This window comes from Actinoplanes sp. NPDC000266 (assembly GCF_042899005.1).
In the GTDB taxonomy this organism is placed as follows: Bacteria; Actinomycetota; Actinomycetes; order Mycobacteriales; family Micromonosporaceae; genus Actinoplanes.
Map to the genome: position 1 here is coordinate 167420 of NZ_JBIAZI010000004.1, position 21991 is coordinate 189410.

General features: G+C 72.2%; 20 protein-coding genes and 1 pseudogene. 1 reads left to right on the forward strand and 20 read right to left on the reverse strand.

Annotated features, from left to right (window positions below; translation table 11 throughout):
- Positions 1-3: 3 nt before the first annotated feature.
- The 5 genes from ACFY36_RS17245 to ACFY36_RS17265 form a co-directional block, all read right to left on the reverse strand.
- Positions 4-1224 (reverse strand): hypothetical protein, encoded by a 1221-nt coding sequence (locus ACFY36_RS17245; protein WP_499746958.1) that lies wholly within the window; start codon positions 1222-1224, stop codon positions 4-6.
- Between the two features lie 30 nt (positions 1225-1254).
- Positions 1255-1773 (reverse strand): shikimate kinase, encoded by a 519-nt coding sequence (locus ACFY36_RS17250; RefSeq protein WP_499746959.1) that lies wholly within the window; start codon positions 1771-1773, stop codon positions 1255-1257.
- The gene (gene aroC, locus ACFY36_RS17255; protein WP_499746960.1) at positions 1773-2951 is read right to left on the reverse strand and encodes a chorismate synthase; all 1179 of its coding nucleotides are present in this window, start codon (positions 2949-2951) and stop codon (positions 1773-1775) included. Before aroC ends, ACFY36_RS17250 begins: the two co-directional genes overlap by 1 nt.
- A gap of 195 nt (positions 2952-3146) precedes the next feature.
- The gene (locus tag ACFY36_RS17260; protein ID WP_499746961.1) at positions 3147-3656 is read right to left on the reverse strand and encodes a hypothetical protein; all 510 of its coding nucleotides are present in this window, start codon (positions 3654-3656) and stop codon (positions 3147-3149) included.
- The gene (locus ACFY36_RS17265) at positions 3653-4219 is read right to left on the reverse strand and encodes an RNA polymerase sigma factor (protein WP_499746962.1); all 567 of its coding nucleotides are present in this window, start codon (positions 4217-4219) and stop codon (positions 3653-3655) included. Before ACFY36_RS17265 ends, ACFY36_RS17260 begins: the two co-directional genes overlap by 4 nt.
- 23 nt (positions 4220-4242) lie before the next feature.
- Between ACFY36_RS17265 and ACFY36_RS17270 the strand changes: the two genes are divergently transcribed.
- A complete protein-coding gene (locus ACFY36_RS17270) occupies positions 4243-4827 on the forward strand; it encodes a hypothetical protein (RefSeq protein ID WP_499746963.1) in 585 nt (194 codons plus the stop codon).
- A gap of 18 nt (positions 4828-4845) precedes the next feature.
- On the opposite strand, the gene ACFY36_RS17275 is transcribed toward ACFY36_RS17270, so the two are convergent.
- The 15 genes and pseudogenes from ACFY36_RS17275 to ACFY36_RS17345 form a co-directional block, all read right to left on the reverse strand.
- A complete protein-coding gene (locus ACFY36_RS17275) occupies positions 4846-5676 on the reverse strand; it encodes a shikimate dehydrogenase (RefSeq protein ID WP_499746964.1) in 831 nt (276 codons plus the stop codon).
- A gap of 11 nt (positions 5677-5687) precedes the next feature.
- A complete protein-coding gene (gene mltG / locus ACFY36_RS17280) occupies positions 5688-6881 on the reverse strand; it encodes an endolytic transglycosylase MltG (RefSeq protein WP_499746965.1) in 1194 nt (397 codons plus the stop codon).
- Complete coding sequence (gene ruvX / locus ACFY36_RS17285; RefSeq protein WP_360239348.1) at positions 6878-7336, reverse strand: Holliday junction resolvase RuvX; 459 nt, start codon at positions 7334-7336, stop codon at positions 6878-6880. Before ruvX ends, mltG begins: the two co-directional genes overlap by 4 nt.
- A gap of 24 nt (positions 7337-7360) precedes the next feature.
- Positions 7361-10045, reverse strand: a complete 2685-nt coding sequence (alaS, locus tag ACFY36_RS17290; protein WP_499746966.1) for an alanine--tRNA ligase — start codon at positions 10043-10045, stop codon at positions 7361-7363.
- Entirely contained in the window at positions 10042-10308 is a 267-nt protein-coding gene (locus ACFY36_RS17295; RefSeq protein ID WP_360239354.1) for a hypothetical protein, read from the reverse strand. The genes alaS and ACFY36_RS17295 overlap by 4 nt, the downstream gene beginning before the upstream one ends.
- 22 nt (positions 10309-10330) lie before the next feature.
- Entirely contained in the window at positions 10331-10780 is a 450-nt protein-coding gene (locus ACFY36_RS17300; protein ID WP_097324541.1) for a DUF948 domain-containing protein, read from the reverse strand.
- 75 nt (positions 10781-10855) lie between these two features.
- Complete coding sequence (locus tag ACFY36_RS17305) at positions 10856-11590, reverse strand: hypothetical protein (protein ID WP_499746967.1); 735 nt, start codon at positions 11588-11590, stop codon at positions 10856-10858.
- A gap of 1637 nt (positions 11591-13227) precedes the next feature.
- Positions 13228-13659 (reverse strand): hypothetical protein, encoded by a 432-nt coding sequence (locus tag ACFY36_RS17310; RefSeq protein WP_499746968.1) that lies wholly within the window; start codon positions 13657-13659, stop codon positions 13228-13230.
- Positions 13660-15647: 1988 nt separating this feature from the next.
- A pseudogene (locus ACFY36_RS17315) lies at positions 15648-17022 on the reverse strand (replication-associated recombination protein A); the annotation flags it as partial.
- Positions 17023-17089: 67 nt separating this feature from the next.
- Positions 17090-17311, reverse strand: a complete 222-nt coding sequence (locus ACFY36_RS17320; RefSeq protein WP_097324529.1) for a hypothetical protein — start codon at positions 17309-17311, stop codon at positions 17090-17092.
- Between the two features lie 65 nt (positions 17312-17376).
- Positions 17377-18066: a hypothetical protein gene (locus ACFY36_RS17325; protein ID WP_499746969.1), complete on the reverse strand. Its 690-nt coding sequence runs from the start codon at positions 18064-18066 to the stop codon at positions 17377-17379.
- A 7-nt stretch (positions 18067-18073) separates the two neighbouring features.
- The gene (locus ACFY36_RS17330; protein WP_499746970.1) at positions 18074-18562 is read right to left on the reverse strand and encodes a GyrI-like domain-containing protein; all 489 of its coding nucleotides are present in this window, start codon (positions 18560-18562) and stop codon (positions 18074-18076) included.
- Positions 18563-18588: 26 nt separating this feature from the next.
- Positions 18589-19392: an SDR family oxidoreductase gene (locus ACFY36_RS17335; RefSeq protein ID WP_499746971.1), complete on the reverse strand. Its 804-nt coding sequence runs from the start codon at positions 19390-19392 to the stop codon at positions 18589-18591.
- A gap of 46 nt (positions 19393-19438) precedes the next feature.
- On the reverse strand, positions 19439-21241 hold the full coding sequence (gene aspS / locus ACFY36_RS17340) for an aspartate--tRNA ligase (RefSeq protein ID WP_499746972.1): 1803 nt from the start codon (positions 21239-21241) through the stop codon (positions 19439-19441).
- Positions 21242-21293: 52 nt separating this feature from the next.
- Positions 21294-21971, reverse strand: coding sequence for a hypothetical protein (locus ACFY36_RS17345; RefSeq protein WP_499746973.1), 678 nt, complete (start codon positions 21969-21971; stop codon positions 21294-21296).
- Positions 21972-21991: the final 20 nt, after the last annotated feature.

The following is a 21991-nucleotide window of genomic DNA, read 5'->3' on the forward strand; positions in this document are numbered from 1 at the left end:
TCCTCAACGGCGGCCGCAGCGCTCGAACTGACCCAGCGACCGCAGCCGTGCAAGGCCGTCCCGGCAGATGACGATGTCTTCGCCGCCTTCAACCGAAGCGACAAGACTCCCGAAGCCGGGCGGAGCGATCTCGATCGTCCTGCTCTCCGCCGGCTTCTCGCCGTCCACCCGGACCAGGGTCGCTCGGAGCCGCAGCGGCACCCGCACCTCGATCGTCGACACGCCGTGCGCGGGAACGACAGCGTCCACATCAAACCGCAGATCAAAGCGGGTGTCGTCACACCTCTCGTATTCGTACGTGCCCTGCGCGGGCACGCTCATCGTGGGACCGGACGAGGGGAGGTCACCGCCGGCTGGCCCCACATCCATGCGGGACTCCCGCACCGAACCGGAAAAGGGCATCGCCCTGCTCTCCAGCGTCGCCACCTGGATCTCAGGTTCGAGCTCATAGGTGTAACGCTCGTGCGCGCGCTGACAGGCCAACCCGTCGTCGCTGACGAAGAAGACGCTGATGGAAGTGACGGTCCGAGCCTCGTCACTGTTGTTGGCCAGGGAAGCCCGAAGACTCAGCGACTGCCCGGACCGGCCCGCCAACAACTGCTCTCCCCGAAGGTCGGCCTCCGGCCCTGGCCGGACCAGCAGGAGCAGGGCACCGAGCCCGAAAAAGACGATCAGACCCGTCGCGGTGGCGACCATCCGATGTCGTCGGGGGTGCTTCGGCGACTCCACGCGGGCGGCTGCCCAACGCCGCCGCCACTCGCCGGCGTCCACGAGGCTGGAGTCCAGGACGACGCCCGTCCTCGACGCCTCCGCCACGATCGCCTCGACCAGGGCGATCACGAAATCCTCGTCCGGCTGGTCCGAGCCGTCCAACACCGCGTGCAGCCGCCGGGTGGTGAGCCGCCGCAGTCGGGTGCCGCGCAGACGCCGCACACCGGGCGCGCCCGCCATCTCATACAGCGCGCGCAGACGGTTGTGCAGGTCGACGCGCCGATCGTCCTGTCGAGTCGCGGCGCGGTCCACCAATTGCAGCCTCAGCGACACGAGTGCCACAGCGAGACCGATGAGCGCGACGACCATGCTCGCCACGCTGGCGAGCATGTCGTTGGTGCTGAGATCACCCTGGACGAGCCGGGCGACCAACCAGGTGGTCAGGCAGCAGAACACGGCCGCGCCGACGCCCACCGCGATCGGGCGCAGGACGGACGGGCCGGCGCCGGTCATGAGGTCAGTGTGCCGTACGAAGGCGCGCTCCTAGCGGGAGGAACCCTCCGCCTGAAGAAAACCGGCGACCTCGGCCGCGATCTCGTGCGGCTCACGCCCGTCGGTGGGCACCGTGTGGGTGGCGACCTCGGCGTACAACGGACGCCTTTGATCGAGAAGGAACTTGAGGGTCGCCCGCGGGTTCAGGTTCAGCAGCGGCCGGCCCGCGCCCAGGCCGACCCGTCTGACGGCGTCGCTCAGCTCGACCGACAGATAGACGACGGTGTGCTCGGTGAGCAGCTTGCGCGTGCCCTCGTGCAGGATCGCCCCGCCGCCGAGGGCGAGGACGCCGTCGAAACCGGCCAGCGTCTCGGCGATCACCTGGCGCTCCAGCGCGCGGAACGCCTCCTCGCCGTCGTCGATGAAGATCTCCGGGATGGGCTTGCCGGCCCGCTCCTCGATGATCGTGTCGGCGTCGGCGAACTCCACGGTCAGCAGCTCGGCGACGGCCGCGCCGATGGTCGACTTGCCGGCGCCCGGCGCGCCGACGAACACGGCCCGGGGCGCCATCAGCGGATGACCAGGCTTTCGAGGTAGCTCGCCAGGTTGCGGCGGATCTCGGCCACCGAGTCGCCGCCGAACTTCTCAACGGCGGCCTCGGCCAGCGTCAGCGCCACCATGGCCTCGGCCACGACACCGCCGGCCGGCACGGCACAGACGTCGGAGCGCTGGTTGATGGCGGTGGCCGGCTCGCCGGTGACCACGTCGACGGTCTGCAGCGCCCGGTTGAGCGACGAGATCGGCTTGAGCGCGGCCCGCACCCGCAGCGGCTCGCCGTTGGTGATGCCGCCCTCGAGCCCACCGGCCCGGTCGGTCACCCGGCGCACACCGTCCGCCGTCGGAATGATCTCGTCGTGCGCCACCGACCCGCGCGACCGGGCCTGCGTGAACCCGTCGCCGATCTCCACACCCTTGACCGACTGGATCGACATGAGCGCCGCCGCGAGCCGGGCGTCGAGCTTGCGGTCCCACTGCACGTGGGTGCCCAGGCCCGGCGGCACCCCGTAGGCCAGCACCTCGACGATGCCGCCCAGCGTGTCGGCGTCCTTCTTGGCCGCGTCGACCTCGGCCACCATGCGCGCGCTGGCCTCGGGGTCGAGACAACGCAGCGGATCGGCGTCGATGCGGTCGGCGTCCTCCGGCGTGGGAATCAGCCCGGTCTTGGCCGCCACCGACCCCAGCTCGATCACATGCGACACGATGTCGATGCCCAGAGCCTGCTTGATCAGCGCCTTGGCCACGACACCGACGGCCACACGGGCGGCGGTCTCACGGGCGCTGGCCCGCTCGAGAATGGGCCGGGCGTCGGTGTGCCCGTACTTCTGCATGCCGGCCAGATCGGCGTGCCCCGGCCGGGGCCGGGTCAAAGGAGCGTTACGGGCCTGAGCGGCCAGCTCCTCGGGATCGACCGGGTCGGCCGCCATGACGGTCCGCCACTTGGGCCACTCGGAGTTCCCGACCCGGATGGCCACCGGGCTACCCAGCGTCAGCCCATGCCGGATGCCACCGATGATCTCGATCTCATCCTGCTCGAACTGCATACGGGCGCCACGCCCGTAACCCAGTCGCCGGCGCGCGAGATCGCGCCCGATCTCCGCACTCGTCACTTCCACCCCGGCGGGAACGCCTTCGAGAAGAGCGACGAGCGCCGGTCCATGCGATTCACCTGCGGTAAGCCAGCGCAACACCCCCAAATTCTGTCACGCCCCTCTCACCACCCGCCGCACCCCCACCCGTGTCCCGCCAGCCGGACCCCCCACGGCACCCCACCCCGCCGGCCGAGTTCTCCGCGCGGGCTCCCCCGACCCGCCGAAGCCCACCACCGGGCGTCCCGAACATCCGCCCACCGGATGCCGCGCTGGGCGGCACCGTCCCGCTCGCCCTCAGCGAGTTGGTTTCCCCTGCGGCGTCGCCTTGGCCTTCCCGTCGGATGAGGTGGGGGTCGGCTCCGCGGTGGACAAGGATCTCGAGGGACCGGGTGACGTCTTGGCCGGCGCGGCGCCCGGGAGCGAGGTGGGCGCGGCCGGCGACACCGGGCGGCTCGGTGATGTCGCGGAGGCCGGGGACGCCGGCGAGGTCGAGGCCGTCGGCGACGGTTGCGGCGCCGGGGACGTCGAGGACGCCGGCGACACCGGGGAGGTCGAGGGCGCCGGGGAAGGCGGGGAGGCGGGCGGGGCGGGCGACGGATCTGCCGGCCGGAGCAGGGTGAAGGCGACGATCGACACCGCGGCGGCGGCCAGGCCGGCGGTCAGCGGGAGCCACCACCGGGTCACCGCGGGGCGTGCGGTGGGGCGTGGTGGGGCCTGGGCGGGGCGCAGGCTCTGGGTCGTCACGGCGGCGGCCCGGGCGGACAAGGCCTCGCGCAGGCGCTGTTCCAGGTCGGGATCGGTCATCTCTCCCCCAAGTGAGCACGGAGCAGCGTCAGTGCGCGGTGTGCGGTCGACTTGACGGTGCCGGTGGTGATCCGGAGCGTGCCGGCGATCTCGCGCTCGGAGAGGCCGGACCAGTAGCGCAGGACGATGACCTGCCGCTGGCGGGTGGTGAGCCGGGCCAGCGCCCGGATCACCTCCCGGTCGCCCGTGCCCAGCAGGGCTTCGTCCTCGGCGGCGGGTGCCGGATCCGGGCGCGGGGGCAGATAGGCGCGGGCGATCCGGCGCCGGCGCAGTGTCGACCGGGCCGCGTTCATGACAGCCGACACCAGGTACGCCTCCGGGTCGGAGACGGCGCCCAGCCCGGCGCCGTGACGGCGGTACAGCCGGGTGAAGACGTCCTGGACGATGTCCTCCGCGGTGGGCAGGTCGTCGACCATGAGCACGGCCAGGCGGACCAGCGGCAGGCGGCGCTCCCGGTACAGCTCGCCGATCGCGTCCGCCGCGGCCGCCACGACGGCCGGGCCGGAGGTGGCCCCTCGCCTCCAGCGCAGCAGCGAACCGGGCATCGGCAGCACGAAGATCACAAAGGGCCTCGCGGTGTGGGTAGGTGCGACGGGCGGGCCGGCGCGCGCCGGCCGGCCGGGCCGGCCGGCGCGCGCGGCCTCAGGACGCGGCCCGGGTCGAGGAGCGCGGCGCCGGGGCGGCGGTGGGCTTCTGCCCCGGGGCCGAACGAGACGGTTCGGCGGTCGGCTTCACCTTGGTAGGTAAGGGAGCCGGTCCGGCGGTCGGCTTCACCCTGGTGGGCGAGGGAGCCGGTCCGGCGGTCGGCTTCACCTTGGTGGGCGAGGGAGCCGGTCCGGCGGAGGCCGAGACGGTCGGCTCGGCCGTCGCCTTTCCTATGGACGCCGAGGGAGCCGGGCCGGCGGGCCGGGCCGGTGAGGTGACCGGCGCCGGTGACGACGTCGAGGCCGGTGAGCTGGCCGGAGCCGTTGACGTGGCCGGGGTGGGGGTCGCGTCGTCGGCGAAAGCCGCCGCGGCGGCCACCCCGCCGAGGGCGACCACGGCCACGGCTCCGGCGGCGACCGCGAAAACCTGGGTGGATCTGCGCATCTCAAGCTCCAGCACTGTCAGTCGGTGCACTGTCGCCTGGGAGGACGCGCGAGCCGGGAAAAGGTTGGCGGTGCCGCTGTGACCTACGGCACACCGGCCCTCAGCGGGCGGAGGCCGCCGTGAACAGGGCGGTCCGCATGGCCCCCTCGGGCGCCGGGTTGACCCCCGTGAACTGCTCGAACTGGCTCAGCGCCTGGGCCAGCAGCAGGTCGAGCCCGGAGATGACCGCGAGGCCGCGAGCCTGGGCCGAGGCCGCCAGCGGCGTCGGCCACGGGTCGTAGATCGCGTCGAACAGCACCGTGCCCGGCCGCCATTCCGCCTCGATCGCCAAGTGGTCGGCCGCGCCCTTGGGGACCGTCGAGATCACCGCGTCCGCCGTCAGCGTCGCCGCCGCGTCCTCCCAGGGATGACCGACCAGCCGGACCCCCAGGGCGTCCGCCGCCGGGGCCAGTTCGAGCTGAGCGGACGGACGGCGGGTCACCACCGCCACCTCGGGCACCCCGAGCGAGGCCGCCGCGGCCAGCGCCGCCCGGGCCGTGCCCCCGCCTCCGAGGACCGTCAGCGACCCGGGCGCGGTGGCGCCCGCCTCGCGGAGCACCCGGATCATCCCCGTGGCGTCGGTGTTGTCGGCGAACCAGGAGCCGTCCTCACGCCGTACGAGCGTGTTGGCCGCACCCGTCGCCACCGCAAGCGATGAGGCCTCCGCCGCCAGGCGGAGAGCCGTCTCCTTCAGGGGCATCGTCAGCGAGAGCCCCGCCCATTCCGGGCCCAGGGACGCGACGAGCTCGGGCAGCCCGAGCTCGTCGACCTCGAACGACGTGTACCGCCAGGATGTCAGCCCCGCCGCCTCGAAGCCGGCCGTGTGGATGACCGGCGAGAGCGAGTGGGCGATCGGCTTGCCGCAGACGGCGGCCCGGCGTGTTTGTTGCACGGCTAACGACCCTAGAGCACGCCGGCCCTCTTGGCCTTCTCGATGTTCTTGTTGTGCTCGGCGTACGTCTTCGCGAAGGCCGAATGCCCCTGCTTGTCGATCGCCACGAAGAAGAACCAGTCGCCCTTGGGCGGGTTCAGCGCCGCTTCCATGGCCGCCTTGCCCGGGTTGTTGATCGGCGTCGGGGTCAGGCCCTTCTTGCCGTGCAGCCGGTACGGGTTCTTCGGGTCGTTCAGCTCGGCCGTCGTCATCTTGCCGGACGGTTTCGTCGGCTTGCCGGTGAGCTGGTAGTAGTAGTTGATGCCGACGTCGAACTCGAGGCATCCGCAGGCGATCTCGGGCGTGCCGACGTAGAGGCGGTTGTACGCCACCCGGGCCACCTTGCCGAGGTCGTCCTTGTTGCCCGCTTCGGCCTGCGCCAGCGACGCCACCGTCAGCACCTCGTTCGGCGTCAGGTTCCGCGCGCTCTGCGATTTGTCGACGAAGCCGGTCTCCTCGGCCACCGTGTTGAAGTGGCTGACCATGGTCGTCAGCATGTCGGCGGCGCTCGCCTTGGGGTCGAACTCGTACGTGTCGGGGAACAGGAAGCCCTCGATCGACTTCGTCGCCTTGCTGTTGTTGCTGCGGTTGAACCAGAAGTCGGCCACGCCGAGCGCCTCGGGATCCTTGGCCGCTTCCTTGAAGTCCTCGACCTTTTTGCCGGACGCCTTGGCCAGGATGTCGTACACCTGGTTGGCGGTCTTGCCCTCGGGGATGGTGACGCCGTTGGACACACGCGACTTGGGGTCGAGCAGCAGCGTGACCGCGTTCTTGGCCGACATCTGCTTCTTCAGGTTGTACGTGCCCGACTGGATGTTCTTGCCCTTGGGGTTCGCATCCGCCTCGTTCACGAAGGCCTTGGTGCTCTTGACCACGTCCGAGTCGACGAGCGTGTTGCCGATCTCGGTCAGCGTCGCGCTCTTGGCGATGGTGACCTGCACCGCGGCCCCGCCGGCGCCGTCGTAGTCGGCGGCGACGAAGAAGTCCTTGACCTTGGTGTAGCCGAACCAGACGCCGCCACCGAGGACGGCGAGCAGGACGAAGGCCATCAGGAACGCGACTCCGGACTTACCGCCGCTTTTCTTCCCGCCGCGGGAGCCACGGCGATGCCGGGGTCTCCCTTTCTCGGCGTTCTCGTCGAACGCGAGGTCCAGCTCGTCGATCATCTCTGCCTCCGCTGAGCGTCCAGCCAGCCCTGCAGGATCTCCACCGCGGCCGCCTGGTCGACAACCGCCCGCTGCCGTTTGCCACGCACGCCTCGCTCGGCGAGCCTGCGGGTCGCGACCACGGTCGACATCCTCTCGTCCGCCAGGACGACCGGCACACTACCGACCGCCTCCACCAGTCGCCCAGCGTACGCACGAATGTCGATGGCGGCAGGTCCCTCGGCCCCGTTCAGGCGAACCGGGAGCCCCACCACGATCTGCACCACCTCGTGTTCCCCCACGAGGCGGACAAGCTCAGCAATGTCAGCGGGCACGGCATCGTCTGCCGCGCCCATGTCACGGGGCACCGTGACCAGGGGGGTGGCCAGGATCCCGTCAGGGTCGCTGATCGCGACCCCGACGCGCACCTTACCGACATCGACGCCCAGCCGCCTACCCCGCGACAGCGCGCTCACCTGACCACTCCCCGTAATTGTCGACTACGAAGCGGTGTCTCCCACCGCCTTCTCCACGGCCGCGAGCAGCGCCGGAACCTGGTCGGCCGGGAGGCCGCCACCCTGCGCGAGGTCGGCGTTTCCGCCGCCCCGGCCGGAGAGCGCACCCTTGACCAGATCGGCCGCCGACAGGCCACGGCCCTTGGCCGCGCTGTTCACCGCCACGATCAGCGACGCCTTGCCGTTCGCGCGGGCCGCCACCGCGACGACCGCGGGACGAGCCGCGTCGATCTTGCCGCGGATCTCCTGAGCCAGCGTACGCACGTCGTTGCCGGCCGCACCCTCGGGAGCCTCCGTGCCGACGTACGCCACACCGCGCAGGTCCTTGGCCTGCGACGCGAGCGTCCCCGCCCCGCCCAGCACCATCTGCGCCCGCAGCTTCTCGAGCTCCTTCTCGGCGTCGCGCAGCGCCGTCACGGTCTGCTCGACCCGGTCGGCGACCTGGTCGCCCGGCACCCGGAACAGCTCCGCGAGCCGCGAGACCAGCAGGTGTTCCTTGGCCAGGAAGCCGAACGCGTCGATGCCCACGAGCGCTTCCACCCGGCGTACACCCGAACCGATCGACTGCTCGTTGAGGATCTTCACCAGGCCCAGCTGGCCCGAGCGGTCGACGTGTGTGCCGCCGCAGAGCTCACGCGCGTAGTCGCCGACTTCAACCACACGGACCTCATCGCCGTACTTCTCACCGAACAGCGCCATCGCGCCCAGCCGGCGCGCTTCCTCCTGGGAGGTGAGGAACCAGTGAACTTCGAGGTCACGCAGCAGGACTTCGTTCACCTGCTGTTCCACGTCGTGCAGCACCGCGGGCGAGACGGCCCCGGGGGTGTTGAAGTCGAAGCGCAGCCGGCCCGGCGCGTTCAGCGATCCGGCCTGGGTCGCCGACTCGCCGAGGAACGCCCGCATGGTCTGGTGGACCAGGTGGGTCGCGGTGTGCGAGCGCGAGATCGCCTTGCGGCGGGTCACGTCGATCTCGGCGAAGCCGGTCTCGCCCGTACGGACCTCGCCCTGGATGATCCTGGCCTTGTGCACGATGAGGCCGGGGATCGGCTGCTGCACGTCGACGACCTCGACCCGCCCGCCGCCGACGTTGATGATGCCGGTGTCGGCCTGCTGGCCACCGCCCTCGGCGTAGAACGGGGTGGTGTCGAGGACCAGCTCGACGAAGTCACCCTCGCCGGCCACCTCGACCGAGCCGCCCCCGCCGATGATCGAGCGCACCCGGGACTCGCGGGAGACCTCCTGGTAACCCGTGAACTCGACCGGGCCGCCGGCGTCGAGCGCGTTCCGGTACGCCGACAGGTCGGCGTGACCGGTCTTGCGCGCCGCCGCGTCCGCCTTCGCGCGGGCCCGCTGGTCGGCCATGAGCCGGCGGAAGCCGTCCTGGTCGACGTCCAGACCCTGTTCGGAAGCGATCTCCAGGGTCAGATCGATCGGGAAGCCGTACGTGTCGTGGAGCTGGAAGGCCTTCGCTCCCGACAAAGCCGACTTTCCGGACTTCTTACTCTCCGAGATCGCCGTGTCGAGGATCGTGGTGCCCGCACGCAGGGTGGAGAGGAACGCGTCCTCCTCCGCGTAGGCGTACGTGGAGATCCGCTCGAAGTCCTTCTCGAGCTCGGGGTACGACGGCGCCATGCAGTCGCGCGCGATCGGCAGCAGCTCGGTCAGCGCCCGCTCCTGCCAGCCCAGCAGGCGGATGGCCCGGATCGCGCGGCGCATGATGCGGCGCAGCACGTAGCCACGGCCCTCGTTCGACGGGGTCACCCCATCGCCGATCAACATCAGGGCCGTACGGACGTGGTCCGCGATCACCCGCAGGCGTACGTCGTCGGGGTGTGACTCACCCGCGACGTGACCCGAATGCGCGCCGTACCGCTTGCCGGTCATCTCCGCCGCCCGGGCCAGGATCGGCCGGACCTCGTCGATCTCGTACAGGTTGTCGACGCCCTGGAGGATGGAGGCGATGCGCTCCAGGCCCATGCCGGTGTCGATGTTCTTGTTCGGCAGCTCGGAGACGATCGTGAAGTCGGTCTTCGACTTCACGTCGGTGATCTCGTACTGCATGAAGACCAGGTTCCAGTACTCCATGAACCTGTCCTCGTCGACCTCGGGGCCGCCGTCCTTGCCGTACTCCGGACCCCGGTCGTAGAACAGCTCGGAGCAGGGGCCGGCCGGGCCCGGGATGCCCATCGACCAGTAGTTGTCCTTCTTGCCCCGGCGGACGATGCGGCTTTCCGGTACGCCGATCGCCTTCCACAGCGAGAACGCCTCGTCGTCGTCGTGGTAGACCGTCGGCCAGATCCGCTCGGGATCCAACCCGTAGCCGCCCTCGGCCTGCGACTTCGTCGACAGCTCCCAGGCGAGCTTGATCGCGCCCTCTTTGAAGTAGTCGCCGAACGAGAAGTTGCCGTTCATCTGGAAGAACGTGCCGTGCCGGGACGTCTTGCCGACCTCGTCGATGTCCGGCGTCCGGATGCACTTCTGGACGCTGACCGCGCGCTTGAACGCGGGGGTCTGCTGGCCCAGGAAGTACGGCACGAACTGGACCATGCCGGCGTTGATGAACAGCAGGTTCGGGTCGTCGATGGCCGGCAGCGGGGCACTCGGCACGACCGTGTGCCCGTTGGCCTCGAAATGCGCCAGATAGCGCCGCTTGATCTCCGCCGTCTTCATCGGTTCCCCTCCTGAGCCTCATCCGGCTCGTCCTCGTACAGCTCACCCTCGGCGAAAGCCTGGTGGATCTGCTGCTCCCGCTCGGCCATGCCGTCGCGGACGTCATCCACGAAGCTACGCATCGACTCGACCAGGCCGCCAGCGGATTGCGACAGCGAGGTGGCGATGCCGGACGGGGTGTACTCGTTCGCCTTCTGCGTGAGCTTGCGAACGACGATGGCGCCGACGGCCAAGCCGACGCCCAGCCAGAGCAGGCGCTTCATGGCTTCTTCCTCCGAGTGGGTTTCAGCGGTTGGCTTTGCGGCGGGTCTTGAGTTCCGTACGCACGGCGCGGTCCTCGTCGGCACGGCGGCGCGCGGCGGCGGCCTTGCGCAGGCCGTACCCGAAAGAAGCCACCTTGACGAGCGGGTTCGCGGCGGCCGCGGCGACGACCGTGGACAGGTTGGCCACATTGGCGGTCACGTGCGCGGCGTGCTCGGTGATCGTGTCGACCTTGGCCAGCTGGACGTTGACACCGTCCAAAGAGACCTGCACCTGGCCGAGCGCCGAGTTCACGTTACGCACCGTGTCATTGACGTCACCCAGCAGCGGCCCCGTCCGGTCGGTCAGGTCATTGATCGCCCTGGTGGCGGCGTCGACCGTGCGGCCCAGCTTGAGGATCGGCACGGCCAGCACGATGACGAGCATCAAGAAGGCGCCCGCCGCGATCAGGCCTGCGATTTCTCCGGCGTCCATGAGGCGCTTCTCCCTTACGTGGTCACGGGTGGCGAGTCAACGAGCAGACCCTACCGTCCGTGACCGCGAGCCGCGTCACGACGCCGTGGGTGTCGGCTCCAAGAGCGGATCGTCCGACAGCACGGGGTCCGGCGTTTCACCCACGAGCGGGCTCTCCTGCACCTCGGGGTCGCCCCGGGTGTCGGCGATGGCGTTCTGCACCTTGATGCTCACCGTGGACCCGACGCAGTCCTTCGGATCGACCGGCTCGGTCCCGGCCGACGGCACGGTGGCCGGATCCTGGGCGGCGACCTGGTCGACCTGGCACTCCGGAAGCCGGACCCACAGGTCCAAAGTGAACTCGTCTCGCTTCCAGCAGCTGTACGTGCCCTCGTCCTTGCCGACGGGCTGCTCAGGGCACTCGGCAACCTTCCAGGGCTGCCATCCGGCGGCGCTCAGCGCGGCGGTGTAGGCCTGGGTGGTCTCCGCGAAGGGCTTGGCCGACTGGGCGATGCGCTCCCGGAAGGTGCAGTCGATGAAGCACCAGCGGCTGCCGCTGCTCTGGTCGTCCACCTTCTCGGCCGCCCAGGCCGGCACGTCGAGCGAGTTGAGCGACCCGAAGACCGGATCGTTGCCGGCGGCCCGAAGACCGAAGAAGGCGGGAAGCACAAGAAGCACGACGGCGGCCAGGGAGACCAGGGTCACGACCCGAAGGCGCCGCTGAGTCCGCAGCTTCTCCCGGAACCCACCGGCGGCACCACCGGCTCCGTCCTCATCGGCCGGCACGGTCGCCGACGCCTCGGCCTTGGCCGCGCCGGCCCGGGCCCCCACAACCGGACTGACTCTCGCGCCTTGCGGCGCTCCATCTTCACCCGTCTGATGTACGCCCGGAGCCCCGGCCCGCACGTCGGCAGGCCCGCCGCCCACGCGCGCGGCCCCAACCGACGCAGCCCCAACCGACGCAGCCCCAACCGACGCAGCCCCAACCGAAGCAGCCCCAACCGACGCAGCGCCCACCGACGCCGAGGCCCGCGCCCCAACGGAAGCCGAGCCCGCCGCCGGGCCGCCTACCGAGGCAGCGCCGGTCGCCGGCCCGCCGACGGACGCGGAACCGGCACCCGGCCCGAGTTTCCGCCCCGGCGACATGCCACGACCACGCGGAAGCTCACCGGAAGCCTCCGGATCGAAGTCCTCCTGCCCATGACGGCCATGCCGTCCGGTCCCGAAGTCGTCGTCCCCCTCCGGCCCGTGACGACCCGCGGCTCCAGGAATGGGCCCCGAGCCGAAATCGCCGTCGCCACCCTGTCCATGCCGCCCCGGAAGCGCCCCCGAGCCGAAATCACCGTCGCCGGCCTGTCCACGGCGGCCGCCCGCCCCGGGAATCGGCCCGGAACCGAAGTCGCCGTCCTGCCCATGCCGCCCCGGAATCGGCCCGGAGTCGTGCTCGTCATCGCCGAACGGCCCCGGCGCCCGCCGCGGCTGCCCAGGGGAGACCGGCCCGGCCGGAACCGCGCCGGTGCCGAAGCCGCCCGGTCGCTGGCCACCACGAGGGCCGACCCCACCGGAACCCTCACCCGGACGCTGAACCACTCCGGAGTTGCCCGCCATGGCCCCGGCCCGCCCCGGAACAGCCGGCGTCCGCACGCCGCCACGTCCCGGAACCACCGGCGGGGCGACGCTGGCCGACGCCCGCACGGGCCCGGTGCCCGGCCCGCCCGCGTCGGGACCACCGGGTCGCTGAGCCTGCGGCGGAAGCGCACGGCCGCCGGTTCGCCCACCCTGCCCACGGCGAATGCCATCTTCGTCATCCGGCCCGGCATGTCCAGGACCGCCGAAGCCGGCGCCACCGGGCGCCGGGGAACGCGGCGCGGCGGACGCGCCGAAGCCACCCGTCTCATCGGGATTCCCGCGACCGCGGGAACGACGGCCGTCGTCACCGGGACCGGGCGCACCGTGGCGACCGCCCGGGCCCGCACCGCCCGGGCCCGCACCGCCCGGGCCCGCACCGCCCGGGCCCGCACCGCCCGGGCCCGCACCGCCCGGCGCACCGTGCCGCCCGCTCGGTTGCTCTCCTCCGGCCGCGCCGTGGCCGGAGCCGCCGTACGCCGCACCGGACACCGGACGCCCCGCACCGGCCGAGCCCAGATCACCGGGCCGGCCCTCAGGACCGCGCCCACCGAACCCGGGCGCCGGAACCCCGGACACAGGACGGCCCGCACCACCGAACCCGGACGCGGGCACCCCGGAAACCGGATGACCCGCACCACCGAAGCCGGACGAGGGCACACCGGACACCGGGCTGCCGGGCCCGCCGGCCGCGGACCCGTCGGCCCGGAAGCGATCACGCCCGCGAACGGGCGGCGAAGAAGTAGGCCGAGAAGCCGGCGACACAGGACGCACGGAGGGAATCTCCGGAGCATTACCGGACAGCGGAGTGGCCGGCGACCCCGTAGCGATCGGCCCCGACGTCATCCCGTCGACGCCGTAGGTCCCCGGATCGGCCTCACCACGCCGCCCCGGACCCCCGAACGGCTGCTGCGGCCCACCACGCCCGGTCCCGCCGACAGAAGCGGCACCCCGCCCGGCCGGCACACCCGCACCCGAACCCGGCTGTCCCGGAATGGTCTGCCCCGGAACACCTTGACCGTGCTGCCCTTGACCCGCGGCGCCCTGGCCTTGACCGTGCTGCCCTTGACCCGCGGCGCCCTGGCCTTGACCGTGCTGCCCGGGGCCGCCCTGACCTTGACCAGGTTGGCCCGGCATCGCACGCCCAGGCCCCGCCTGCCCGGGAATGGCCCGGCCCGGCACCGCACGGCCCGGCGTCGCTTGACCGGGCGCGCCGCGCCCCGGAACACCTTGGCCGGGAGCCCCTTGGCCGGCAGAGCCGCGTCCGGGCGCACCTTGAGCGGGCGCCACCTGCCCGGGAACGCTCTGTCCCGGACGGAACCGCCCCGATGCGCCCTCGCCCGGAGCCGCCTGGCCCGGAGCATGGCCGGGCGCCGCCTGCCCGGGAACGCCTTGCCCGGGGCGGAACCGCCCGGTTGCGCCCTCGCCCAGAGCCGGCTGGCCCGGAGCTTGGCCGGGTGAAACCGGACCGGGCGGCACCTGACCTGGAGGAATCTGCCCAGGAGTTATCCGCCCGGGTGGGAACTGACCGGGAATCTGCCCGCTCTGCGCCCGGCCCGTCGAACCGGGCTGACCCGGCTGGCGGGGCCCGGGCGGCAGCTGGCGCCCGGCCGGTCCGGCCGCGTTGGGCCCACCGGGAACCGCGTCACCTGGGATCGGCCCGCTCTGTGCCCGGCCGGCGCCACCCTGGCGGGCCGCCGGCCCTGCGACATTGGGCCCACCGGGAATCGGGCCGCTCTGCCCGGCAACGTTCGGACCGGCGCCCGGACGACCGGGACCACCCTGACGGCCCGCCGTTCCTCCGGCGTTGGGCCCACCGGGAATCGGGCCGCTCTGCCCGGCAACGTTCGGGCCGGCGCCCGGACGGCCGGGGCCGCCGGCCACCGGACCAGCCGGAGGGGGCGTAGCGCGGCCAGGACCGTTCGGAAGCGCGGCGCCACGACCCGCGCCCTGAGGGCCGCCAGGATTCGCGACGGCGCGGCCGGGAGCGGCGACAGGTCCGGAAGCCGCGCCACGACCGGGAGGGGTCACGGGGCCTGAGGCTGCGCCACGACCGGGAGCAGTGGCAGGGCCGGAAGCCGCGCCACGACCGGGAGGGGTCACGGGGCCGGAAGCTGCGCCACGGCCGGGAGGGGTCGCGGGGCCTGAGGGTGCGGCGCGCCCGGGAGCGGGGGCGGGGCCGCCGCGGGCGGCGGCCGGGTGGCTCGGGCCGGGGGTGGAGTCGTCGTCGGCGTGGTCGAGGCCGGGCAGGGCCCGGCTGTCGGGCTCGTCGTCGGGGCCGGGGGCGACACGTCCGGATTTGCTGTATCTGGTTTCTCCGGCCAAGGTGCCGGGGCCGATCGCGGAGCGCTGCTGCTTGGCCGTGCGCAGGTCGTCCAGCCAGCCGGTCTCTTCCTGCTCCACGACCTCGGGCTCGGCCGGCTCCGGGCGGCCTCGTCCGAACCGGCGGCCCTTGCGCCCGCCGGCCTGCTCGTTGCCCAGGTCAGCGTCGTCGGGCCGTTCGGCACCGCGCGGTGTCACGGTCGTTCCTCTCCGGCGGCTGCGCCGCTGTCGTCTCCCCGGCCGTCCATGGCCTTCGATCCCGGATCGGCCTTTGCTCCCGGATCGGAGAAGGTACCAGGGCCGCCTGTGTGCAAGCTGCCCTCGGCGTCGCTTCCGCCGGCCGGCGTCTGATCCGCGATGGTCGCCGACGAGCGTGCCCCAGATTCGGCCTTCGCACCACCCGCCGCGCGGCGGACCCGGCCCCCCGAAGGTCCAGCCGCCGGCGTATCCGCAGCTCCGACCCCGTCACCGCCACCGGAACCGCTCACCCCGGAGGAATCCGTCACAACCGCACCAGCGGCAGCCGCCGACCGTGCCCGCCGAGAGCGGCTCCCCTGAGCTTTGGCTCCGCCCTTCCGAGTACCACCGGTAGCCGGCTCAGCACCCTCCGCCTCAGATGGGGCCGGCTCGCCGCCAAGCTCCGCGACATCCGAGAGGGTCCCGCCCTCCACGGGCGCGCCGGAAGGTGTGGAGATAGCCGGCGCCGCCTCAACGGGCCCGGCTGGCGCGGGCGACGCGGCCGCAGGCGCCGGCGACGCGGGCGCCGACGCGGCAGGCGCGGCCGCAGGCGCGGGAGCGGGAGACGCGGGAGCGGGAGACGCGGGAGCGGGAGACGCGGGCGCAGGCGCGGCGGACGCGGGCGCGGCAGGTCCGGGCGCAGGGGCGACAGGCGCGACAGGCGCAGTCGTGGGCGCAGGGGCGACGGGCGCGGGCGCGGGTGGCGCGGTCGGGCGGGGAGCGGCCAAGCCCCGGACGATGCGGCGGAGCTTGGGGACCCGGTCGTTGACTGCTCGTTCGGCGCCGTGGTCGGTCGGGCGGTAGTACTCGGCTTCCAGCAGGTCGTCGGGCACGTACTGCTGCGTGACCACGCCCCGGCTGTCGTCGTGGGGATAGCGGTAGCCCCGCCCGTGCCCCAACCCCCGCGCCCCCGGGTAGTGGGCGTCCCGCAGGTGCGTGGGTACCGCCCCTCCCCGGCCCGACCGGACGTCCGCCATCGCCTCGCCGATCGCTGTCGTCACCGCGTTCGACTTCGGGGCCGTGGCCATGTGCACCACCGCCTGGGCCAGGTTCAGCTGGCACTCCGGCAGCCCGATCGTCTGCACCGCCTGCGCCGCCGCCGTCGCCACCAGCAGGGCCTGCGGGTCGGCCATTCCTACGTCCTCGCTGGCGAAGATGACGATGCGCCTCGCGATGAAACGCGGGTCCTCCCCCGCCACCAGCATCCGGGCCAGCCAGTGCAGGGCCGCGTCGGGGTCGCTGCCCCTCATGCTCTTGATGAACGCGCTCGTGATGTCGTAGTGCGCGTCGCCGTCGCGGTCGTAGCGGACCGCCGCCACGTCGACCGCCTTCTCGGCCATGGCCAGGTCGATCTCGGTGACCTGCTGGGCCGTGGCCGAGCCGGCCGCCGCCTCCAGTGCCGTGAGCGCCTTGCGGACGTCGCCGGACGCGAGACGTACGAAATGGTCCTCGGCCTCGGCACTCAGCGTGACCGAACCGCCCAGCCCTCTCGTGTCCGTCACGGCTCGGCGGAGCAGGCCGCGGACGTCGTCGTCGTCCAGCGCCTGGAGGGTCAGCAGCACACAGCGGGAAAGCAGGGGCGAGATGACCGAGAAGTACGGATTTTCGGTCGTGGCCGCCAAGAGCGTGACCGTCCGGTCCTCGACCGCGGCCAGCAGCGAATCCTGCTGGGTCTTGCTGAAGCGGTGGACCTCGTCGATGAACAGCACCGTCGGCGGGCCGCCCGAGCGGCGTTCGCGGCGGGCCGTGTCGATCACCGCGCGGACGTCCTTGACGCCGGCGGTCAGCGCCGACATGGCGACGAACTTGCGGTTCGTGGCCCCGGCGACCAGGTGGGCGATGGTGGTCTTGCCGGTGCCGGGCGGGCCCCACAGGATCACCGACATGGGGCTGGCCCCGGTGACCAGCTGACGCAGCGGGGCGCCGGGCGCGAGCAGATGTCCCTGGCCGACCAGCTCGTCGAGGTTCGCCGGGCGCATCCGCACCGGCAGCGGCGAGTCGTCAGCCGGAGGGGTCAGCGCGTCGTTCGACGGCGACGGCGGCGGCGACCCCAGGGAGAAAAGCCCGTCCATTTCCATCGGGAAAGACAGTACCGGCCCCTGGCCGCGCGTCCGAAACGCGCTGCCACGGGCCGGTGCCGGGGGATCAGCCGCGGCCGGGGCGACGGCCGTAGAAGCGGCGGCCGCTGCCGGAGCCGGAGCCGGCGCGCGGGCCCGAGCCCACGCCGGCCAGGTAGAGCGCGAGCAGCATCAGGCCGAGCGACGCCATGGTGGGGAAGTTGAACAGATTGGGGGCGCCGAGGTCGGTCTTGAGCAGGTCGAGAAGGAACCAGATGCCGAAAACGACGGCGGCGGCGATGGCAAGCATGTCTATTTCCTCCGGGGGGTGAGAGCGCTGACATGCAGATACCCCGGTGACGCCGCTCACCAAACTCATAGGACATTCACCGCGCGGGCGATGACCAGCGCCGCCGTCACGAGCGCGATCGCCGACTCGAGGGCCATGGCCGCTTTCGCCCAGCGGGTCAGCGGCAGGGTGTCGGTCGGGCTGAACGCGGTCGCGTTGGTGAAGGCGACGTAGAAGTAGTCGAGGAACCGCGGCTCCCAGTCCTTGGCCACCATGTCGGGTGCGGTCATCGGGGGAAAGAGCAGGTCCGGGTACGGATCGGTGCCGTGCGCCCGCCTCGCCGGGCCACCGCGGTCGAGCTCCCAGAACCAGACGGCGAAGGTCAGCACGTTGATCAGGTAGATGGCGCTGCCGCCGGCCAGCAGCTGCGCCGCCGAGCCGGTGTCGCGGCCGGTGACGATGGCGTGCACCAGCATTGCCACCGAGGAGGCGGTGCCGAGGCTGGCCACCGCGATCAGGCTGAGGCTCAGCGTCCGCAGGGCGGGGGTGTCGCGGTGGATGCGGCCCGGATCGGCCGCGAACAGGACGACGCCGATGGTCAGCTCGACCGCCGGGAGCAGCCAGTGCGGGCCGAGGGTCAGCCGAGCCGGCAGCGTCCACTGGAGCACGATCATCACGGCGATCGCGGCCGCCGCCGGCCAGCGGTGCTCGCCGCGGGTCCGCCGCCGCCAGGCCGGGCCGAGCGCCTCGGTCAGTTTCTCGATCTCGTCGGGCACACGCCCATCATGCGGCCAGTTTGAACAGCAGGACCGTCTCCCACTTGTGCATGTCCGGTTCCTTGGACGGGTCGGTCATCATCATCTCGAGCCGGCAGCCCCACACCTCGCCGGTCGGGGTGGGCTGCATGTCCCAGGCCAGTCCGCGGTCCTGGGCCCAGCCGAGGAGCCGGGCGGTGATGCCCATCAGCTCGTCGGGGTGTCCGACGTGGGTGAGGGTGGCGTAGCGGCCGGCCGGCAGCGTCTCGACGAACATCGGCGCGGCGATCTCGACCGGCGCCGAGATCGGGATACCGGCCTCGACCACCAGGTCGGCCGACATGTCGATCACCCGGTAGCGGAAGAACGGCGCGCCCGCGACCGGCACTCCCCGCTCGGCGAGTCGGGCCAGCATGCCGGGCAGGTGGTCGGCGACCCGCGCGAACTCGGTCATCGTGATCGACTCACGGCGACCGACGTACGGCTGTTCGCCCAGCTCCACGATCCTCGGCTCCATGAACCCAGTGTCACAGCACCCGGGGGTCAGCGAAACTCGGAGACGGGCCTCAGGCGCGTACGGAGGATGGAGCGGGCCAGGGACGTGTCGAGCTTGACGTCGAGGGGGCGGGGGCCCATGCCCGCCTCGGTGCTGAGGCCGGCCGGGACCGCGGACTCGTCGAGGTTGTGGGTGCGGGCGACCAGCCGGCCGAAGTCGGCGCGGGAGATGGCCTCGGGGCCGGCCACATTGATGACGCCGCTGAAGCGGGAGTCGGCCAGTTCCAGGATGGCCGCCGCCAGGTCGGACACGTGGACCGGGCAGCGGATCTCGTCGGAGAACATCGTGCCCCGCGCGCGGCCCTCGGTCACGTCGAGCGCGAACCGCACGTGCTTGCTCTCGTCGGTGCCGGCGATCAGGGAGGTCCGCACGATCACGGCGGCCGGCGAGATCGCGGCCACCGCCGTCTCGGCCGCCGCCTTGGCCGAGCCGTACTGCGAGACCGGCGTGGGCGCGTCCGCCTCGGTGTACCAGGCCGGGCGGCCCGCGTGCAGCGCGTCGGTGGACACGTGCACGATGCGGGCCCCGATCGCGGCCGCCTCGGCGGCCACGGCGGCGCCGCCGTCGGCAAGCACCCGCCAGTCGCTCGCGTGCCCGACGCAGTTGACGACCAGGCGGGGCAGCACCGCGGTGACGACCGCGTGCACCGCCTTGCGGTCGGTGACGTCGACCGGCACGTGACCGCCGGCCGCGGTGGTGGCCGTGCCCACCACCGCGTGCCCGGCGGCCCGGGCCTGCCGCACGACCTCACTGCCGAGATATCCCGAGGCTCCGACGATCAATGTGCTCATAGGACGGAACTACCTCAGATCTCCTCGGCTGACAAGGCTGGCAAGGTCAGTTCGAGCGCTCCACCGGAGCCGCCTGCCCGTCGGTCCCCGGCGTGCCGGCCGCCGGCTTCGGCTTGGCGTCGATGCCGGCCTCGAGGCGCTGCTGCGCGGTGATCGGCGTGGGCGCGGTGGTCAGCGGGTCGTAGCCGCCCCGGGTCTTGGGGAACGCGATGACCTCGCGGATCGAGTCGTTGCCGGACAGCAGCATGCAGGTGCGGTCCCAGCCGAGCGCGATGCCGGCGTGCGGCGGGGGGCCGTACTTGAACGCCTCGAGCAGGAAGCCGAACTTGTCCTGCGCCTCCTCGGGCGTGATGCCGAGCAGGTCGAAGACCCGGCTCTGCACGTCGGCCCGGTGGATACGGACGCTGCCGCCGCCGATCTCGTTGCCGTTGACGACGATGTCGTACGCGTACGCGAGGGCCTGGTCGGGCGCCTCCTCGAAGCGGTCGATCCACTCGTCGTTGGGCGAGGTGAAGGGGTGGTGGACCGCGGTCCAGCCGCCCTCGTCGGTCTTCTCGAACATCGGCGCGTCGACGACCCAGCAGAACGCCCAGGCCGACTCGTCGATCAGGCCGGAACGCTTGGCGATCTCGATGCGGGCCGCGCCGAGCAGCTCCTGCGCCTCGCGGCGCTCATTGGCGGCCGCGAAGAAGATCGCGTCACCGGGCTTCGCGCCCACCGCGTCGGCCAAGCCGGACAAATGCGAAGATGACAGATTTTTCGCGACAGGTCCCCGAGCCTCGCCCGTCTCGGCGTCCAGCACCACGTAGGCGAGACCGCGAGCACCGCGGGCCTTCGCCCAGTCCTGCCAGCCGTCGAGCTCCTTGCGGGTCTGGGAGGCGCCACCCGGCATCACGACCGCGCCGACGTAACCACCGGCAGCGATCGCGCCCGCGAAGACGCGGAACTCAGTTCCCTGCAGGTAAGAGGTCAGCTCGACCAGCTCGACCCCGTACCGCAGGTCGGGCTTGTCGGAACCGTAGCGGTTCATCGCGTCGGTCCAGGTGATCCGCGGGATCGGCAGCTGCACCTGGTAGTCGGCCAGTTCGCCCCACAGCCGGGAGACGATCTCCTCGCCCAGCTCGATGATGTCCTCCTGGGTCACGAAGGACATCTCGATGTCGAGCTGGGTGAACTCGGGCTGCCGGTCGGCCCGGAAGTCCTCGTCGCGGTAGCAGCGCGCGATCTGGTAGTACCGCTCCATGCCGGCCACCATCAGCAACTGCTTGAACAGCTGCGGGGACTGGGGCAGGGCATACCAGGTGCCGGGCTGCAGGCGTACCGGAACCAGGAAGTCACGCGCGCCCTCGGGCGTCGACCGGGTCAGGGTCGGCGTCTCGATCTCGTTGAAGTCGCGGGCGTGCAGCACCTCGCGGGCGATCTGGTTGGCCCGGCTGCGCAGCCGCAGCGCCTGGGCCGGGCCGGAACGGCGCAGGTCGAGGTAGCGGTATTTGAGGCGCAGGTCGTCGGAGGCGGTGATCGTGTCGTCGACCGGCAGCGGCAGCGGGGCCGCCTCGGACAGGACGGTCAGCTGGGAGGCGACGACCTCGATCTCGCCGGTGGCCAGCTCGGGGTTGGCGTTGCCCTCGGGACGGGCCGACACCTCGCCGACGACCAGCACGCAGAACTCGTTGCGCAGCGCGTGCGCGTCCTCCTCGCGGAAGACCACCTGGACCACGCCGGAGGCGTCCCGGAGATCGACGAAGATGACACCGCCGTGGTCGCGCCGGCGGGCCACCCACCCGGCGAGGGTCACCGTCGAGCCGGCGTCGCTCGCGCGAAGGGTGCCGGCGTTGTGCGTACGGATCACGGGATGCTCTCCTCATCAAGCTGTCAGGACCACCCGCCATTCTGTCAGGTCGTCAGCCCCCGACTCGCCACGAGGTGGCCCGCATGCCCGCCGTGCCGGTGGTGCCGACCTCCGTGATCTCCACCAGCGCCATCTTGGCCGGCGTGCCGGCGGTCAGCACGCAGAGCACGGCGCCCTTGCGGACGGCCACGGTGGCGCCCGGGCCGAGCGGGGCCGTGCGGATGGCGCGGTCGCAGCCGGCGGCGTCGGTGTCGGAGCCCTGCACCTGGGCGCCGGCGGTCGCGCCCGGCCCGAGCGTCAGGTTGGGCACGCTGGTGCCGCAGCGACTGTCGTACCGCAGATCGCTCGCCTTCTCCTCGGCGTTCGACCGGGGCTCGTCAAGATCGAGGAAGAGTACGGCCGAGCAGCCCACCTGCACTTTCAAGGGCTCTTGGGCGTACGTCACGTCGTAGCTCTCGCCGGCCGGGGCCGGCGCCGCCGGCGGATGCTCGACGACCGCGCGCGCCGCCTGCGAGGAGCGCCAGGCGACGAAGACCGCGACCGCGGCCACGTTCAGCGCGAACAGCGCGAGGCCGGCCACCACCAGGAGAGCCCAGTTGCGGCGCGGCTTCGGCTTCTTCTCCGCGGACAGCTTCTCGGTCGGCCCGTCCGGGATGCCCGTGCTCTGGTTGATCTGGTACGGGTCGCGCGGCTTCGACGGGTTGTTGTTGGACGCGCGGAAGACAGACATGGGGCGGGCTCCCATCGGCA

What these genes read in the sequence shown, in the direction of transcription:
- ACFY36_RS17245 (WP_499746958.1), bottom strand. Translation starts at nt 1,224, where the DNA reads ATGACCGGCGCCGGCCCGTCCGTCCTGCGCCCGATCGCGGTGGGCGTC.
- ACFY36_RS17250 (WP_499746959.1), bottom strand. Translation starts at nt 1,773, where the DNA reads ATGGCGCCCCGGGCCGTGTTCGTCGGCGCGCCGGGCGCCGGCAAGTCG.
- ACFY36_RS17260 (WP_499746961.1), bottom strand. Translation starts at nt 3,656, where the DNA reads ATGACCGATCCCGACCTGGAACAGCGCCTGCGCGAGGCCTTGTCCGCC.
- mltG (WP_499746965.1), bottom strand. Translation starts at nt 6,881, where the DNA reads ATGATCGACGAGCTGGACCTCGCGTTCGACGAGAACGCCGAGAAAGGG.
- alaS (WP_499746966.1), bottom strand. Translation starts at nt 10,045, where the DNA reads ATGAAGACGGCGGAGATCAAGCGGCGCTATCTGGCGCATTTCGAGGCC.
- ACFY36_RS17295 (WP_360239354.1), bottom strand. Translation starts at nt 10,308, where the DNA reads ATGAAGCGCCTGCTCTGGCTGGGCGTCGGCTTGGCCGTCGGCGCCATC.
- ACFY36_RS17300 (WP_097324541.1), bottom strand. Translation starts at nt 10,780, where the DNA reads ATGGACGCCGGAGAAATCGCAGGCCTGATCGCGGCGGGCGCCTTCTTG.
- ACFY36_RS17320 (WP_097324529.1), bottom strand. Translation starts at nt 17,311, where the DNA reads ATGCTTGCCATCGCCGCCGCCGTCGTTTTCGGCATCTGGTTCCTTCTC.
- ACFY36_RS17330 (WP_499746970.1), bottom strand. Translation starts at nt 18,562, where the DNA reads ATGGAGCCGAGGATCGTGGAGCTGGGCGAACAGCCGTACGTCGGTCGC.
- ACFY36_RS17335 (WP_499746971.1), bottom strand. Translation starts at nt 19,392, where the DNA reads ATGAGCACATTGATCGTCGGAGCCTCGGGATATCTCGGCAGTGAGGTC.
- ACFY36_RS17345 (WP_499746973.1), bottom strand. Translation starts at nt 21,971, where the DNA reads ATGTCTGTCTTCCGCGCGTCCAACAACAACCCGTCGAAGCCGCGCGAC.